This window comes from Brevibacterium sp. UCMA 11754 (assembly GCF_021532275.1).
GTDB lineage: Bacteria > Actinomycetota > Actinomycetes > Actinomycetales > Brevibacteriaceae > Brevibacterium.
On the sequence record NZ_JACBOT010000021.1, the window covers coordinates 327,139 to 343,992 of the forward strand.

General features: G+C 62.4%; 16 protein-coding genes. 6 read left to right on the plus strand and 10 right to left on the minus strand.

Going from position 1 to position 16,854, the window contains the following annotated elements; genetic code table 11:
• Positions 1-25 precede the first annotated feature (25 nt).
• Positions 26-817 carry an SDR family NAD(P)-dependent oxidoreductase gene (locus HX613_RS10485; RefSeq protein ID WP_204235312.1) on the minus strand — a complete coding sequence of 264 codons (792 nt, stop codon included), beginning with the start codon at positions 815-817 and terminating at the stop codon, positions 26-28.
• A gap of 120 nt (positions 818-937) precedes the next feature.
• Between HX613_RS10485 and HX613_RS10490 the strand changes: the two genes are divergently transcribed.
• Complete coding sequence (locus HX613_RS10490) at positions 938-1,588, plus strand: TetR/AcrR family transcriptional regulator (RefSeq protein WP_235345273.1); 651 nt, start codon at positions 938-940, stop codon at positions 1,586-1,588.
• Positions 1,589-1,644: 56 nt separating this feature from the next.
• Here HX613_RS10490 and HX613_RS10495 read toward each other — a convergent pair whose 3' ends face one another.
• Positions 1,645-2,943, minus strand: coding sequence for a DUF445 domain-containing protein (locus HX613_RS10495; protein ID WP_235345274.1), 1,299 nt, complete (start codon positions 2,941-2,943; stop codon positions 1,645-1,647).
• 257 nt (positions 2,944-3,200) lie between these two features.
• Here HX613_RS10495 and HX613_RS10500 point away from each other — a divergent pair, with 257 nt between their 5' ends.
• The 5 genes from HX613_RS10500 to HX613_RS10520 all read left to right on the plus strand — a co-directional run bounded on the left by HX613_RS10500 (position 3,201) and on the right by HX613_RS10520 (position 7,186).
• On the plus strand, positions 3,201-3,419 hold the full coding sequence (locus HX613_RS10500) for a DUF2945 domain-containing protein (protein ID WP_235345275.1): 219 nt from the start codon (positions 3,201-3,203) through the stop codon (positions 3,417-3,419).
• Complete coding sequence (locus HX613_RS10505; protein ID WP_235345276.1) at positions 3,416-3,961, plus strand: DUF488 domain-containing protein; 546 nt, start codon at positions 3,416-3,418, stop codon at positions 3,959-3,961. Before HX613_RS10500 ends, HX613_RS10505 begins: the two co-directional genes overlap by 4 nt.
• A gap of 155 nt (positions 3,962-4,116) precedes the next feature.
• On the plus strand, positions 4,117-5,325 hold the full coding sequence (argE, locus tag HX613_RS10510) for an acetylornithine deacetylase (RefSeq protein WP_235345277.1): 1,209 nt from the start codon (positions 4,117-4,119) through the stop codon (positions 5,323-5,325).
• Positions 5,322-6,623 (plus strand): MFS transporter, encoded by a 1,302-nt coding sequence (locus HX613_RS10515; protein WP_235345278.1) that lies wholly within the window; start codon positions 5,322-5,324, stop codon positions 6,621-6,623. Before argE ends, HX613_RS10515 begins: the two co-directional genes overlap by 4 nt.
• A gap of 125 nt (positions 6,624-6,748) precedes the next feature.
• Positions 6,749-7,186, plus strand: coding sequence for a hypothetical protein (locus HX613_RS10520; RefSeq protein WP_235345279.1), 438 nt, complete (start codon positions 6,749-6,751; stop codon positions 7,184-7,186).
• 179 nt (positions 7,187-7,365) lie between these two features.
• On the opposite strand, the gene rplI is transcribed toward HX613_RS10520, so the two are convergent.
• From rplI to HX613_RS10560, 8 genes are all read right to left on the minus strand, one after another.
• Positions 7,366-7,824, minus strand: a complete 459-nt coding sequence (gene rplI / locus HX613_RS10525; RefSeq protein ID WP_235345280.1) for a 50S ribosomal protein L9 — start codon at positions 7,822-7,824, stop codon at positions 7,366-7,368.
• Positions 7,825-7,839: 15 nt separating this feature from the next.
• Positions 7,840-8,079, minus strand: coding sequence for a 30S ribosomal protein S18 (gene rpsR, locus HX613_RS10530; RefSeq protein WP_009882767.1), 240 nt, complete (start codon positions 8,077-8,079; stop codon positions 7,840-7,842).
• A gap of 36 nt (positions 8,080-8,115) precedes the next feature.
• Positions 8,116-8,757 (minus strand): single-stranded DNA-binding protein, encoded by a 642-nt coding sequence (locus tag HX613_RS10535; protein ID WP_235345281.1) that lies wholly within the window; start codon positions 8,755-8,757, stop codon positions 8,116-8,118.
• Between the two features lie 33 nt (positions 8,758-8,790).
• On the minus strand, positions 8,791-9,081 hold the full coding sequence (rpsF, locus tag HX613_RS10540) for a 30S ribosomal protein S6 (protein WP_114384810.1): 291 nt from the start codon (positions 9,079-9,081) through the stop codon (positions 8,791-8,793).
• Between the two features lie 137 nt (positions 9,082-9,218).
• The gene (locus HX613_RS10545) at positions 9,219-10,544 is read right to left on the minus strand and encodes a hypothetical protein (RefSeq protein WP_235345282.1); all 1,326 of its coding nucleotides are present in this window, start codon (positions 10,542-10,544) and stop codon (positions 9,219-9,221) included.
• Positions 10,545-10,581: 37 nt separating this feature from the next.
• Complete coding sequence (locus HX613_RS10550) at positions 10,582-13,041, minus strand: transglycosylase domain-containing protein (protein WP_235345283.1); 2,460 nt, start codon at positions 13,039-13,041, stop codon at positions 10,582-10,584.
• A 386-nt stretch (positions 13,042-13,427) separates the two neighbouring features.
• Positions 13,428-15,134, minus strand: a complete 1,707-nt coding sequence (locus tag HX613_RS10555) for an AMP-binding protein (protein WP_328284941.1) — start codon at positions 15,132-15,134, stop codon at positions 13,428-13,430.
• A gap of 112 nt (positions 15,135-15,246) precedes the next feature.
• On the minus strand, positions 15,247-16,779 hold the full coding sequence (locus tag HX613_RS10560; RefSeq protein WP_235345284.1) for a CCA tRNA nucleotidyltransferase: 1,533 nt from the start codon (positions 16,777-16,779) through the stop codon (positions 15,247-15,249).
• Positions 16,780-16,854 lie beyond the last annotated feature (75 nt).

The following is a 16,854-nucleotide window of genomic DNA, read 5'->3' on the forward strand; positions in this document are numbered from 1 at the left end:
AAATGGTTGGAAGCGTAATTACGGGTCACATGCCCATTCCCCCATCGACCTGCAGGGCGGCTCCGTTGACGAATCGTGATTCATCCGAGGCCAGGAACATCAAGGCATCCGTAATGTCTTCCTCCTCGCCCAAGCGACCCGAGGGAGTCAGATCGACGACTGCACCGACGGCAGCTTCCGGTGACTCGAAAAGACCCAGCTCGGAGACATCGTTGGCCAACCCGGCTCCCATCGCATTGGGGACCAGACCAGGGAAGATGCAGTTCACGCGGACCCCGTATCCCAGTTTTCCGCTCTCCATTGCGGCCACTCTTGTCAAGCGATCGATCGCTGACTTGGTCGCGGAATAGACGGAGATTCCGGGAAAGGCGATGGTCGCCGCCACAGAGGCGACGTTGATGATCGTTCCGCCGCCTTCTGCGGGCCCACCCGGTCGCATAGCACGCATTCCGTGTTTGAGGCCCAGGACCGTACCGAGAACATTGACGTCGAGCATCTTCTTGGCGTCAGCAGGATCGATATCGGTGATCAGACTGGTGATCTCCAGACCGGCATTGTTGATGACAATGTCCAATCCTCCGAGTGCACCGACCGTTGAGTCGATCGCGGCCTGCCACGACGCATCGTCTGTGACATCGAGTTTGACGAAGTGGTTGCCCTCACCCAGTTCCGAGGCAACCTCGGCGCCGCGGTCCTGCAGGTCGGCGATCGCCACCGTGGCCCCTGCAGCGGAGAGTGCACGAGCGTATGACTCACCAAGGCCCTGTGCGCCACCTGTGACCAAAGCCCTGCGCCCGGTCAGATCGTATGTTGACATTTTCGGCTCCTTTGCCTGTGATTTAACTGGTGCGACCAGCGTCACATTCATTCTTGACAAGTGTCAAGACCAATTGTCCAAACCATTGATCCAGGTTCGGTCACCAGCTAGCATGGAAGCGTGGCAAGCACTCAGACTGAGCAGAAGTCTGCCCGCAGCAGGAGGAGCACGGGCAGCTACGACGAACGTCGGATCAAGCTCGCAGAATCCGCCTTGCGGACCCTCGGCCAGCTCGGCTATGCGCGAACGAGCCTGCGCGATATCGCGGCGAACTCTGAATTCAGCCACGGCGTGGTTCATTACTATTTCCGCGATAAGACCGAACTCATCATCTTCTGCGTCAAGCACTACAAGACCCAGTGCATGCACCGTTATGACTCGGCCGTGTCAGAGTCCACCACAGCGGATGGACTGCTCACCGGATTCGCTGACAAGCTCGTGCAGACGCTGTCGGAAGAGCCGTCGATGCACCGTCTCTGGTACGATCTGCGATCGCAGAGCATGTTTCAGGAGGCGCTTCGCGTCGATGTGTACGACATCGATCGTGGACTCGAGGACATGATCTGGCGGGTGGTGACCCGATACGCGGAGTTGAGCGAGAGTCGACCGATGATCGAATCGCGTGCCGCCTACACCATGTTCGATGGCATCTTCGAAAGCGCGCTGCGGGATTTCCTTGCCGATCGAGCGGGCACGGTCGAGTGGATCAGAGCTCAGGTGACAAGCCTTCTTCCGGCGCTGTGCACACCCGTGGACTCAACCTCGAGCTGATCGCCTGGCTGCTGCGGGCAACGGCGATTTCCACGGTCGCGACAGCATGATCGCCCTCACCCGGGCAGCAGCACGATGATCGTGTGGATGAGAAGTCCGACCAGGGCTCCGATCACGGTTCCGTTGATACGGATGTACTGCAGATCCCGGCCGACGTAGAGCTCGATACGCTCGGCGGCTTCCTTCGCGTCCCAGCGTTCGATCGTGTCGGAGATGACGCTGGCGATCTCGGGGCCGAAGCTCTCGGCCAGGTCTCCGGCCGTGGTGGCGATCCTGTCATCGATCTTGGCGGCGAACTTCGAGTCAGCCTGCAGCCGCTGGGCGAACTCTCCGATGAGTTCCGAGATGCGTCCGCGCACCTCGCCATTGGGGTCGATGATGGCTTGGCGCAGGAGCTGCTTAAGGCTGCTCCAGATCTCGAGCACGGAGTCGACGACCCCTGACTGGCTGAGCAGGTCGTTGATGATGACCTCTGCCTTCTCCGACAGCGGAGTCTCCCCATTGAGGTCGTCGGAGAGGTCGACGAGCCAGGCGTCGAGGGCCTGACGGGCCTTGTGGTATTCGTTGTCGCGGACGTCGGCGACCCAACCGAGCACCTCTCGCTGCAGCCGGTTCGACAGCTGCTCGTTGACGAAATCGGGGACCCAGGACGGTGCCCGATTGTGGACGATCTCATCGATGACCTGCGGATTGTCGCTCAACCAGGAGTACGCCTCGGCGACGATGAGGTCGACAAGTTTGTGGTGCGCACCGTCGAGGACGATCTGGCGCAGCAGCTGCGCCAGCACCGGGGTCTTGCGGGTCGCGACCAGGCGCGGAATGATGACGTTCTTGGTCAGAGCCACGACGGATTCGTCGTCGATGCGAGCCAGCACATATTCGAGCCCACCGGCCGCGCGGTCGACCACGAGGTCACGGTTGGCGGATCTGCTCAACCACTCACCGGCACGATGGGAAACCTGAGCGGACCGGATCTTCGTCGACACCGCCTCGGCGTGGAGGAAGTTCGCGGCGACGAATGCGGACAGGCTCGCGCCCAGGGTGTCCTTCTTGCGCGGAATGATCGCGGTGTGCGGGATCGGCAGACCGAGCGGGTGGCGGAAGAGTGCGGTGACGGCGAACCAGTCGGCGATCGCACCGATCATCGCGGCCTCGGACGCGCGCGAGACGAAGCCCCAGACCCCGGTGTTGTCGGTGAAGATGTGGGTGATAAGGAAGATGATGGTGGCGAGGATGAGCAGCGACAGTGCCAGTGTGCGCATCTTGCGCAGACCCCGTCCCCGCTCCTGATCTTCCGGCGTCAGTTCGCTCGGACCGCCGAAGCGCGGCACGGACGGTGCTTTTTCGATCGACATCGTTCCCCCTTGTCATCTGTCATCGACTTTAGCGAAGTCCCCGCCCAAGATGGTCATCGGCAGGCTGTGCCGAGGCTGGGAACCTGTATCACGGCCCCGCTTCCTCCGTCACGGCCCCGCTTCCTCCGTCACGGCCCCAGTTTCTGAAACCGTACATGAAACCGCAACTGAGGCCGCAAGAGCGGTCCGCCCTGTTGCCGATGGCCTCATCGTGTTTGTATGGGAGAGACAACATTCGACGAATTGAGAAGGATGACATGGCGGAGAACTTTGCCGTCGGCGATCACGTGGGGTGGAACTCGGAGGCCGGCGAAGTCTCAGGCACGATCACAAAGGTCCACACCACAGACTTCGAATACAAGGGCCACAATCGTCGCGCTTCGAAGGATGAGCCGCAGTACGAAATCAAGAGCGACAAGACCGACCACATCGCCGCCCACAAGGGCACGGCTCTCCACCGGATCGACAAGGAGTGAGCAGCTCGCGGTTCCTCACCATCGGCCATTCGAATCATTCCCTCTCGGAGTTCATCGACCTCCTGACCGAGAATTCCGCTGAGGTGGTTGTCGATGTCCGCAAATTGCCCGGATCGAAGAGGAACCCCCAGTTCAACGCGGATACTCTCTTCGATGACCTTGCCGAGTCGGGGGTGGAGCTGCGTCGGCTCGAAGGGCTGACCGGCAGGCGACCCGTGAACCATGACATCGGGTTCGAGGTCAATGGGTGGTGGAAGAACCGCAGTTTCCACAACTATGCCGATCATGCCCTGACGGAGGAGTTCCGCGACGATTTCGACCGGCTGCTTGAGTGGGGCGCGAACAGACGCAGTGTGCTGACGTGCTCGGAGGCCGTGTGGTGGCGCTGCCATCGGCGCATCATCGCCGATAACCTGCTCGCCCACGACTTCCCAGTCACCCACATCATGGGCAAGAACCAGACCACTGCGGCCGAACTCAGCGCGGGAGCCACCGTCGCCAAGGACGGAACGGTCACGTACCCAGCTACCGACGAGGAGTGAGGCAGTAGTCTCAATTGACGAGACCTAACAGTCTCACCAACATTTCGGACGTAGTGTGTCGGGGTCTGGTCACCGCTGTCCCGCACGGGAGGGATCCGACCAGGTTCCGCTTCAGGCTGACCAGACGGTTCATCCCCGTACAGTCAGGAGCAGCCGTGTCCGCACTACCGGCCGAGGCCACCATTTCCGAGATCACCGATCTCATCACCTTCGACACCACGAGCCGGGACACGAATCTCCCACTCATCGATCACGTCGTCGAACGCCTCAAGGCCGCGGACTTCGAATCTCAGCTTGTGCCCAACGCCGAAGGCACCAAGGCGAATCTGCTGGCCACTCTGCCGGCCGCCGACGGTTCCACCAGCGGAGGCATCGTCCTGTCCGGGCACACCGATGTCGTACCTGTCGACGGTCAGGACTGGTCGAGCGATCCCTTCACCCCGCAGGTCAGGGACGGCAAGCTCTACGCGCGCGGCAGCGCAGACATGAAATCCTTCATCGGCGTCATCCTCGCCAAACTGCCCGAGCTGGCAGCCGCGAAGCTCAAGGAGCCCATCCACCTCGCCTTCTCCTATGACGAAGAGGTCGGCTGTGTGGGCGCGATCGACCTCGTGGACAAGATCGCCGAGGCGGGTCTGGCCCCTCGCGGCTGCATCGTCGGTGAGCCCTCGAGCATGCGGGTCGTGCGCGGACACAAGTCGATGAACGTCTTCCGCGTCGACTTCCACGGCGTCGCGGCCCATTCCTCGCTGACCCCGGAAGGTGTGAACTCGATTGCCTACGCCGCCGAGTTCGTCACCTTCGTCCATGCGGTCGCCGCCGAATTCCGCACCGAGGGACCTTTCGATGAGAACTACGTCGTGCCCTTCACCACGGTGACGGCGAATACGATCAGCGGCGGCATCGCCGTCAACACGATCCCAGCCGAGGCGAGCGTGCAGTTCGAATTCCGATCCCTGGGAGCCGTCGACTGTGAGGCCCTGGTTGAACGATTCCGCGCCGAGGCGGCCCGTCTCGAACGCATGATGCGTGCGGGCAACGACAGCGCCCGAGTCGACTTCACCGTTGAGGCAGCCGCCCCCGGCTGCGAAACGCCGACCGAGGCCGACATCGTCTCCCTCGCTGGTCAGTGGGGCGGAGAGGTCAGCGACGACAAGGTCACCTACGGCACCGAAGCGGGACTGTTCTCCAATGCGGGCATCCCCACTGTCGTCTGCGGCCCCGGGGACATCGCCCAGGCACACGCGCCCGATGAGTTCGTCGAACTCGAGCAGATCGCCGCCTGCGAAGCGTTCATCGGCAATCTCATCACCGATCTCAGCGCAGAGGCCGGCCTCAACGCAGCAGGAAAGCAGACACCATGAGCTCCTCCACCGCAAATCCGCAGCAAGAGCCCGTGCTCGAGGCTACTCCGGAACGTCTCCTTGCCGCACGCAAGGCCGTCATCTCCAGCTCGATCGGTGCGGCCCTCGAATGGTTCGACATCATCGTCTTCGCGTCGTTCGCCGTCGTGATCTCGGAGATCTTCTACCCTGAGGGTGATCCGGTCTTCTCCCTCATCCTCACGTTCGCCACGTTCGCGATCTCCTACCTGGTCCGCCCCATCGGTGGTCTGGTCCTGGGCCGGTTCGCCGATCGGCGCGGACGTAAGCCGGCGCTGACTCTGACACTGTTCCTCATGATGCTCGGCACGCTGCTCATGGCGATTGCCCCGACCTATTCGCAGATCGGAATCTGGGGCGCGCTCATCATCCTGACTTCCCGCCTGCTGCAGGGATTCTCCGCCGGCGGCGAGTTCGGCACGGCGACGACCTTCCTCGTGGAGACCGCTCCGCACCGGAAGATGTACTACGCCTCCTGGCAGATCGCCAGCCAGGGCGCGTCGATGGCATTGGCCTCGGCCTTCGGATTCGCCCTCAATACCTATCTCTCCGATGAAGCGCTCCATTCGTGGGGGTGGAGGGTGCCGTTCCTCATCGGTCTCCTCGTCGGACCCGTCGGACTTTACATTCGCTCCAAGCTCGACGAGACCGAGGAGTTCACGTCGAGGCCTCCGGCGAAGTCGCCCCTGCGCACGCTCTTCGCCAACCACTGGGGTCGCATCCTCGCCGCCTCCGCGTCGGTCGGTGTCGCCACGATCTCCGTGTACATGATCCTCTTCATGCCGACCTTCGCAATGTCCAACCTGGGCATCTCACCGACGGCGGCCTACCTCGGCGGCATTCTGGCTGGTCTGATCTGCCTGATCGGATCACCGCTGGTCGGTCGTCTTGCCGATCGCGTCGGTCCCGCGCGGATCATGACCTATGCAGCGATCGCGGCCCTGGTACTCGCGTGGCCGCTGTTCCAGCTCATCGTCACCCAGCGCAGCGTGCCCGCGTTCATCTTCGTCATCGCCGTGCTCGGTGTGATCATGGCGTTCTACTTCGCGCCGCTGCCGGGCATGCTCTCGGTGCTGTTCCCCGCCGAGATCAGGGGCACTGGGCTGTCCACGGCCTACAACATCGGTGTGACGCTCCTCGGTGGCATCGCTCCCTTGGTGCTCACGTGGCTGCTCGATATCACCGGTTCACTGAACTCGCCGAGCGTCTACTACATGGGAGTCGCCGTGCTCTCCCTCATCGGCCTGTTCTTCGTCCGCAGGCACTACGGACAACGCTGATTCAGACGGCAGGGCGCGGCTGACTCCGGCGACCGGCTTCCCAGCTTCCCAGGATGATTCCCCGTCATCGCGCCCTGCCCTCAGAAGGCCTGCACTCGGAGGGCCTGCCTTGGTATCCTGACGCCATGTGCTGGCCACTGACGCCCCGGGAACATGAGGTCGCGCTGACGATGATCCGTCACGCCCACCCCTCACCGGATGAGGAGGACCGCGCGACGTTCACCAGAGTGCAGCAGGAAGCCTGGGACCCTCCGGCTCTGATCACACCGGCGCAGCGTGTGACCTGGGAGTCTAGCCTCGCCGAGGCGGTCGTGACCAACCCCTGCGACTGTGGTTCCTGCCCGTCGATCGGGATGCGCCCGGTGAATCGCGTCGATGACGCGGCCAGAGATGACACTGGTGGGCAGGGAGACTTCGCGAACCGCATCATTCTCGACGCGACGGTCGACGGGTGCATGTTGCTGCTGTTCATCGACGACGACAGCCCCAGCTATCTCGAGTTGGCGCCGACCGATGATGAGATCTACACAGAGTTCCCGCCACCCGAACGCATTCTGTTCTGAAGTCTCACCGACGTCTACCTCACTTCGCGCCCCACTCGTCGCCTCACCTCGCACCCCACTCGTCGAGAGCATACAAAAACGTCGAGGGGACACTCTATAAAGTGTCCCCTCGACGTTATGCTCTGCTTTCGACTACGAGTCGAACTGACCACCGGCCAGCCAGACTCGCTGCGGAAGCATCAGGCCTTGCCGACGACCTCGAACTTGGCGTTCGCGGTGATCTCGTCGTTGACGCGCACGGTAGCGGTGTAGCTGCCGGAGGTCTTGACGTGAGCAGGCAGTGCAACCTGACGACGATCGAAGTCGTGTCCGGTTGCGGTGTGCAGCGCCTCGGCCACAAGTGCCGGGGTCACGGCGCCGAAGAGGCGGCCGTTCTTGCCGGACTTGAGCTCGATGCGAGCGCTGGAGGATTCCAGCTGAGCCTTGACCTTGACTGCCTCATCGTGGTCGGCGATCTGCTTGGCCTGACGGGTCTTGCGGAGAGCAAGGACATGCTTCTCTGCACCGGCGGACCATGCGGATGCCCAGCCACGGGGCAGCAGCAGGTTACGTGCGTATCCGGCGCGAACCTCGACGATGTCGCCGGCGGCTCCCAGACCATCAACTTCCTGGTTAAGAATTACTTTACGGTTTGGCATGTTCTTTCCCTCCGATCAGCGAGCGGTGCTCGAGTAGGGCAGAAGTGCCATCTCGCGGGCGTTCTTAACGGCCTTCGCGATGACGCGCTGTTCCTGCACGGTCACGCCGGTGACGCGACGGGCACGGATCTTGCCGCGGTCGGAAATGAACTTACGGAGCGTAGCGGTGTCCTTGTAGTGGATCTTCGCCGCTTCGCCCTTCTTGAGCGGATTAGCCTTCTTCTTGATAGGCTTCCGGATCTCTGGCTTGGCCATGAGTATCTCCTGATTTACGAAATGTCTTGAACGTGTTTAGAACGGTGGCTCATCGGCGCCCGGGTTGCCCCAGCCGCCGTTGCCGCCCTGTGGACTCGATGATGCCCACGGGTCGTTTGCCGGTGCGCTGTTCCCCTGGCCGTAACCGCCCTGGCGCTGACCACCCTGCTGCGAGCCACCCTGTTGTGGGTTGCCCTGCTGCGGGTTGTTGCCCCAGCCCGACGACTGCTGCTGACCGAAGCCACCCTGCTGGGAGCCTCCGCCCTGCTGCTGTCCGCCGAAGTTACCGCCACCGGAGAATCCGCCTCCGCTGCGTTCGTTCTTCGTCACCTGAGCGGTGGCGCGTCGCAGGCTGGGGCCGACTTCGTCGACGTCCAGTTCCATGACGGTGCGCTTTTCGCCCTCTTTGGTTTCGAAGGACCGCGACTTGAGGCGGCCCTGAACGACGACCCGAGTACCGCGCTGCAAGGATTCGGCTACGTTTTCGCCCATCTCACGCCACACCGAGCAGCGAAGGAACAGGGTTTCCCCGTCCTTGAACTCGTTGGACTGACGGTCGAACATACGCGGCGTCGAAGCCACGGTGAAGTTTGCGACCGCAGCACCGTTAGGTGTGAAGCGCAGTTCGGGATCACTTGTCAGGTTCCCGACGACCGTGATGACTGTTTCGCCTGCCATTGACTGCTCCTTGAAACGAGGTGCTTGACGCTATTACTTGGCGTCTGGGCGGAGGATCTTGGTGCGCAGGACGGACTCGTTGAGTCCGAGCTGGCGATCGAGTTCCTTGGTCGTTGCAGGCTCTGCGTGGAAATCAACCACGACGTAGAAGCCTTCGGACTTCTTCTGGATGTCGTAGGCGAAGCGCCTGCGTCCCCAGATGTCCACGTTGTCGACGGTTCCGTTTTCAGCCGGGACAACCTTCATCAGTTTGTCCACGGTGTCAGCCAACGTCCGCTCTTCGGTTTCGTTGTCAAGAATGAGCATGAGCTCGTAATGACGCATCTGTCACCCACCTCCTCTGGTCTTTGCGGCCATGGTCGTTCCATGGCAGGAGGGCATATGCTTGTCCGTTCCGGCCCCCACGATGGTCGTGAAATGGGAACAGACCTACACAGTCTAGTGGACGCGCACCGGTGGTGTCATGTCGGATTCCCGTGCCCCTGGACACGGACCTTAGGGTGGTCGTCTTCGACTCGCCGAGGAGGTTCTGCCCTGAGCAGTCGACCGCGGATCCGTCGCCGGTACAGATTCTCACCCGCGCAGATCACGACAGCGACGAGAACGAGCAGTCGCAGGAGTGTCAGGAGTGCGACGAAGGTCGGTTCGAGGCCCTTGTCCGCTTCGATCGCGGTGACGTCGCCGAGGTGAATGGCAATGGCGAAGGCCGCCTCCGCCATTGCCCAGAAGATGAGCACCCACCAACGACGGACTGAGAGCGCGAAGAACGGCAGGATCCAGAGACTGTCCCAGGGCATCATCCCCGGTGCCAGCAGCAGGCAGCCACCGATGAGGAGGCAGGCGGCCACGGCTGGGTCGAGTCCTGCTCTGCGCACCATGTACAGCGCGATGGTGACCGCGACGATGACACCCGCACTGGCGATGATCCACACCGGTGCCCACACCTCGGCGGTTCCCAGGCGCGCCATCACCAGGATCGAGGCGAAGGATCCGCCGTCGACGGCGTCGCCCGTCCAGTCCACGATCCGTTCGATGGCGCTGCCGTCGATGACCAGGATGAGCGCCGAGGTGATTGTGAGCGCGGCGAACATCATCCGCGGATCCCGGGGGCGCAGTCTTCCGGCCGGGTGCTGCCCAGCGAGGCAGAGGGCGAGCACGACCAGAAGGGCCAGCGGGTTGACGAATGAGGCTATGCCGAGGAGGACCCCGGACAGCCACGGTCGAGGGGTCACCGGCGACGATCCGACGAAGATGACCATCGCCCAGACGCTCAGCGACAAGGCCACCGGGTCCAGGGTCGAGCCCAAGGTGAAGAGGATGACCGGGGAGGCGAAGGCCGCGACCAGCCAAGCTCGCTGCCTGGCGAGGACCAGAAGTGCGACGCCGAGAGCCGCGAAGGCGATCACGTTGACGATGAGAACGAACGTCATGAAGACGGAGACGTCGTCGGTCACGAACTTCATCAGTTGGACGAAGCGGGCGTCGATCACCGACAGGCCGGCCATCCCTCCGTGGGAGCGGCCCAGGGCCTCCTCAGGATTGGTCTGGCCGAGGAATGCCGTGGACAGAGGTCCGGAGCACATCCTCGCCGAGGCGGACGGCTGTTCGTAGCCCGAACTCAGGCAGGGGCCCTGCAGGGCGAGGGCGAGAAAGGTCGTCAGGCCGAGGATTCCGGCGAAGATGTAGGCCTGGCCACGCCGGAACCGAGCACCAGCTGATGCGAGGTGAATGCCGTCCGGACCGCCGAGCAGAGGCTCGGCGATCCGGGTGCTGGACTGAGAAGGCATGACTAGAGGTTACCGGCCCGAAGGCCGAAGGCTGTTATCAGCCTCCGACACCAAGAGGTCCGCCATCGCCGTCGTTGCCGCCGGTGCCGCCTTCTCCTCCGGTGTCACCGCCGCCGCCAGTATCGCCACCACCACCGGTGTCACCGCCGCCGCCAGTATCGCCACCACCACCGGTGTCTCCACCGCCGCCAGTATCGCCGCCACCACCGGTATCGCCGTTGTCGCCGCCCTTCGAACTGCCGTCATCCTTCGAGGAGCCATTATCCTCACGGCCGTCGTCGGAGTCCTTGGAGTCCTTGGAGCCGTCCTTGGAATCCTTCGAACCGTCGGCGTCCTTGTCCTTATCCTTGCCCTTGTCTTCGTCGTCCTTCGGCTTCTCGCTCGGCTCGTCGACGGGGGCCTTCTCGTCGGACCCGTCGCCGCCATCGCTGCCGCTCGGAGCCTCGGGTTCCGGCGCCTTGGGTTCGGGTTTCGGAGCCGCCGGTGCGTTGGTGTTCTTAGGCTTCGGCTTGTCCGGCAGTTCTCCGCGCTCTGGGAACTGTTCGACCTTGGTTCCCTGGAGCGCGTCCTGCATGTACTCAGTCCACACTTGAACAGGGAAAGATCCGCCCGTGACCTCGCCGCGGCCGCCGTAGGAACCGATCGACATCTGCTTGCCGTCGACCTCACGGTAGAGGACCACTGATGTCGCAAGGTTCGGGGTGTAACCCGAGAACCAGGCCGCCGTGTTGTTGTTCGTGGTACCGGTCTTGCCCGCTGCTGGTCGTCCGAGCTGCTGGGCATAGCTGCCCGAGCCGCCGTTGATGACCTGCTGCAGAGCGAAAGAGGTCTCGGCTCCCACCGCCTTGTCGAAGACGCGCTTGCCCTTGGTCTCGCCCTTGTAGACTTCCGTGTCGTCGGCCCCCTGGGTGACCTCTTTGATCGTGTGAGTGTCATGGTGGACACCGTTGGCTGCGAAGGTCGCGTAGGCCGAGGCCATGTCGATCGGCTTCACGCTGGGCGTTCCCAATACGTTCGAGGGGTTCGGGGTGAGTCCAATGGAGCATCCGCCCGTGTCACCGGACTCCATCTCCTTGTCCGTGCAGTTGCCGCTCAGTCCCGCTCGCTGTGCCACGTCTACAGTCTTGTCCGGACCGACCTGGACATTGAGCGCGGCATAGGCCGTGTTGATCGAGGACTGAGTGGCCTTGAGCAGACTCACCGGACCGTAGCTCGTATTGCCGAAGTTCGACAGCTCCCACGGAGTGCCGTCGTTGTTCAGGGTCGTCGGACTCGTACCCGGGTAGGTATCGGTGAGTCGCACACCGTTCTCAAGCCCAGCCACCAGGGCGAAGGGCTTGAAGGTCGAACCGGCCTGTACATGGCTCTGTGTCGAAGCGTTGAATGCCTGATCGAGGTAGTTCTTACCGCCGTAGAAGGCCTCAATTCCACCGTTGTCCGGATCGATCGAGACCAGCCCCGTCTGCAGACCCTCCGGCTGATCGGACGGCAGGTTCTTGATGGCCTTCTCGGCCTGCTTCATGCGGTCCTCGTCGAAGGTGGTCGTGATGTCATAGCCACCGCGGTCGAGCTGAGCCTCGGTGATATCGAGCTTGCGCAGGGCCTCACGGCGGACGAAGTCCCACATGTAGCCCTTCTGGCCGGACAGTGAAGATTCTTTGTTCTGCTTCTCCACCTTCGGCATCTCGATCTTGGCTGCCTGCTCCTCGGTGATGAAGCCCTCATCGACCATCGACTTCACGACGTAGTCGAAACGATCCTGGTAGGCCTCGGGGTTGTCCGAGGGATCGGCGGCTCCTGGGCGCTGGATCATCGCTGCCAGCAATGCCGACTCGCTGACGTCGAGGTCCTTCGCCGACTTATCGAAGTAGTTCTGGCTGGCAACCTCGATGCCGTAAGACCGGCGTCCGAGGTAGATGGTGTTGAGGTAGTTAGCAAGGATGTCGTCCTTGCTCTGCTGCTGATCGATCTTCAGCGAGATGAACATCTCCTTGACCTTGCGATCGAAGGAGTGCTCGTTCGTGAGGTAGAAATTCTTCACGTACTGCTGCGTGATGGTCGATCCACCACCGGCATACTTATTGGTCGCCACACCGACGACCGCGCGGGAGAGTCCCTTGATGGAGATTCCGCGATTCTCGTAGAACGAGGTATCTTCCGCAGCGACCGCTGCCTTCTGCATCGGCTCGGAGATCTCATCGATTCTGATCGACTTCCGGTCCTCGACCTTGTACTGCCCGATGGGCGTCTTGCCATCGTTGTAGTAGATGGTCGAGGTCTGACCTGTGGCCTCTTGATTGGGTTCGGGGACGTCTGTGGTCGCATATCCGATCGAGAACAGCACGCATAGGAGAATGACGATGCTGAGTCCGCCGACGACGAGCAGCCGGATGCTGGGCAGAAAACGGGTCCATCCGCGCACGCCTGAGCGCGGATAGTTGAGAATATTCTTCGTCTTCTTGCCTCTGGTTTTGGCTTGTCTTTGTCCCTTAGCCACCCAAGGTCCTCCAGGTCAGTTTGCCTGCCGCATTGCGTGGCGACGAGGTTCGATAAGGTCACACTTGAGCTTCAGTCTGGCACGCCTTCTTTGGAAGAGCGTGAAAGTCCCCTGAATCCAGCGCCCAGTCGCCCCAGTTGTTACTTGCCAGCACATATGAGTAGAGTCGTATGTCCACTCTCACCAGGGATTTTACCGTTGCACCTGGGTATCGACCACACCAAGTGGCGAATTGCTCACATTTGGTCATTCTTTCAACTGTCAGCCGCCTGTCGGCCCATCCTTGTGCATAGAACTGTGCACTCCAGACCATAACTGCTGTTTGCGAGTACGGGGCCGACGAAGACTTTCCGAGCAGATTCGCCCTCGGGTCTCGCCGTGAGCGGTCAGCCCTTGAGGTCGAAGTCCGTGTCTGCGTACTCCTTGCCTTCGACGGCAGGCTCACCGCTGAACGGGTGCAGCTGGTCTTCACGGGCCCGGAGTTCCACGCGGCGGATCTTGCCGGAGATGGTCTTCGGCAGCTCGGAGAACTCGAGCCGACGGATGCGCTTATAAGGGGCCAGGTGCTCTCGGCAGTAGGCGAGGATCTCCCGAGCGGTGTCCGCGTTGGGTTCGAAACCACCCGCGACGACGACATAGGCCTTGGGAACAGCGAGACGGACAGGATCCGGCGAGGGGACCACGGCCGCCTCGGCGACAGCCTCGTGCTCGATGAGCACGCTTTCAAGCTCGAACGGCGAGAGTCGGTAGTCACTGGCCTTGAACACGTCGTCGGCGCGCCCGACATAGGTGATGTACCCGTTCTCGTCGCGTTCGGCCACGTCACCGGTGTGATAGACGCCGCCTTCGAAGGCTTCAGCGGTCTTCTCCTCATTGGACCAGTATCCGCTGGTCAGTCCCAAGGGGCGCGGGTCGAGGCGAAGGCAGATCTCGCCCTCATTGCCCTCTTCACCGGTCGCGGGATCGATGAGGACCACGTCGTAGCCGGGGAGCACCTTGCCCATGGAGCCGTATTTGAGCTCCTGATCAGGGGAGTTGCCGACCTGCAGGGTGGTCTCCGTTTGGCCGTAGCCGTCGCGGATGAGCACATCCCATTCCTGCTTGACCCGGTCGATGACCTCCGGGTTGAGGGGCTCGCCGGCACCCAGGGCGATCTTCGGCGGAGTCTTGAGATGGCTGAGGTCTGCCTGGATGAGCATGCGCCACACCGTTGGAGGAGCGCAGAAGCTGGTCACGCCGACCCGGTCCATGGTCTCCATCAGTGCATTCGCATCGAAGCGCGAGTAGTTGTAGAGGAATACACAGGATTCGGCGATCCAGGGAGTGAAGATATTCGACCAGGCGTGCTTGGCCCAGCCGGGCGAGGCGACATTGAGGTGGACGTCGCCGGGCCTCAGGCCCATCCAATACATAGTGGACAGATGGCCGACGGGGTAGGACACGTGAGAATGGGCGACCATCTTCGCCTTCGAGGTCGTGCCCGAGGTGAAGTAGAGGAGGAGCAGGTCATCGGCGCGGGAGGTACCCTGCGGGTCGAAGTGTGAATCTTCACCGTCGGCATCGACGTAGCTGTAGTCCTGCTGGCGCTTCGCATCGTCACCGACGACGATGCGCACCACCTCTGCGTCGACATCGTCGAACTTCGCAGCATCCTCAGATCCGGCGATGACGAACTCGGCCTTGCCGCGATCGACACGATCATTGAGGTCGATGGGACCCAACTGGGTGGTTGTGGGCAGAAGGACCGCGCCGAGCTTGATGCCGGCGAGCATGGTCTCCCACAGCTCGACCTGGTTGTTGAGCATGATCATGACGTGGTCGCCGCGCTTCACACCGGACCGGCGGAGGAAGTTGGCCACCTGATTCGAGCGACGGGAGAGCTCCGCGTAGCTCCACTTGCCCTCTGTCCCGTCCTGCTCGACGATCCACAGGGCTGGGCTGTCGTTGCCCTCGGCGACCTTGTCGAACCAGTCGATGCCGAAGTTGAAGTGATCGAACCGCGGCCATTCGAAGCCGTCACCGGCCGCCGCGGCATCGCTGCGCAACTCGATCAGCTTGTCTCTGGCTGCACGGAACTCATCGGTCACAGTCATCAGGATCTCCTCACATCGTCGCCTGCGCCACATCATGTGACGACAAGCACAAACATACGCGAATTACGAAGTTATCAGTTGGTGTGAGGACGACAACAGGCGGGGGTGGTGCCTAGGACTGCTCGCCGGGCTCAACGTCTCTGGGCCCAGCTTCTCCGGGCTCAACTTCCGCAGGCCCGTTCTCGGCCCACCACTGACGCAGAACCTCTTCGGCGCGCTCAGGTCCCAGCGGGCCGTGCTCCATCCGCTCCTCGAGAAGGTGCTTGTAGGCCTTGCCCACCAGCGGCGAGGGTTCGATGTCGAGGATCGCCATGATCTGCCGACCGTCGAGGTCGGGGCGGATCGCGGCGAGCTCCTCCTGTTCGCTGAGCTTCTCGATCCGGTGCTCCAGGTCGTCGTAGGCGAATGCGAGCCGATCAGCCTTCTTCTTGTTCCGCGTGGTCACGTCCGCGCGGGTGAGGATGTGCAGTCGCGAGAGCAGTGGACCGGCGTCGGTGACATAGCGCCGCACCGCAGAATCGGTCCACCCGGCGTCACCGTAGCCGTAGAAGCGCAGATGCAGTTCGACCAGACGGCCAACGGCCTTCGTGGTGTCCTTGTCGAAGCGCAGCGCCTTCATCCGCTTCGCGGTCAGCTTCGCACCGACGGCATCATGGTGATAGAAGGTGACAGCCCCACCGGGCAGGAATCTGCGTGTCGCAGGTTTGCCCACATCGTGCATCAGCGCCGCGAAGCGGACGGTGAAATCGGGCACGACGAGGTGGTTGGGGTCACCAGAGCTCAACCCGGCCTCGCGCTGTTTGGCCGCATACTGCTCTTCGAGCTCCACAGCCTGGCGCAGCACGGTCAGTGAGTGCTGATAGACGTCCTTGTGGCGGTGGTGTTCATCGGTCTCCAGCCGCAGACCTGCGACTTCGGGCAGGACGTGATCGGCGACATCGGTGCGCACCAGCAGATCGATGCCCGCGGCCGGGTCGATGCCGGTCATCAGCTTGAACAGTTCAACCTGGATACGTTCGGCGGAGATGATCGCAATCCGATCGGCCATGTCACGCATCGCCGATTCCACCTCGGCGACGGGATCGAGACCCAGCTGAGCGGTGAAACGGGCAGCGCGCATCATGCGCAGCGGATCATCGGAGAACGAATCCGCGGCCGTGCCCGGGGTGCGGATGACGCCCTCGACGAGGTCGGTGAAGCCCTCGAACGGGTCGACGAAGGTCATTGCGGGCAGGCGAATCGCCATCGCACCGATTGTGAAATCGCGTCGGACCAGGTCAGCGTCGAGATCTGTGCCGAATTTCACCGTAGGTTTGCGCGAATCCGGGTCGTAGGCCTCGGCGCGGTAGGTCGTGATCTCGATCTGCACACCGGACTTGATCGCGCCGATGGTGCCGAATTCCCGCCCGATGTCCCAATGTGTGTCGACCCAGTCGGAGATGAGGGAGAGGATGTCGTCGGGGCGCGCATCCGTGGTGAAGTCGAGATCGGGCATCGGACGGCCCAGCAATGCATCGCGAACGGAGCCGCCGACGAGCGCGAGTTCGAATCCGGCCGCGGCGAAGCGCTTGCCCAAGGGCCCGAGAATGTTCTCGAGCTCATCGAGCTTGTCGTACAGACGGGCGTGCGCGGTCTTCGGGTCCACCGAGCTCCTTCGTGTTCTACCGTGTTCGTTCCGATCGGAGACGACTCATCTACAGCCGAGTCCAGCCTACCGGGA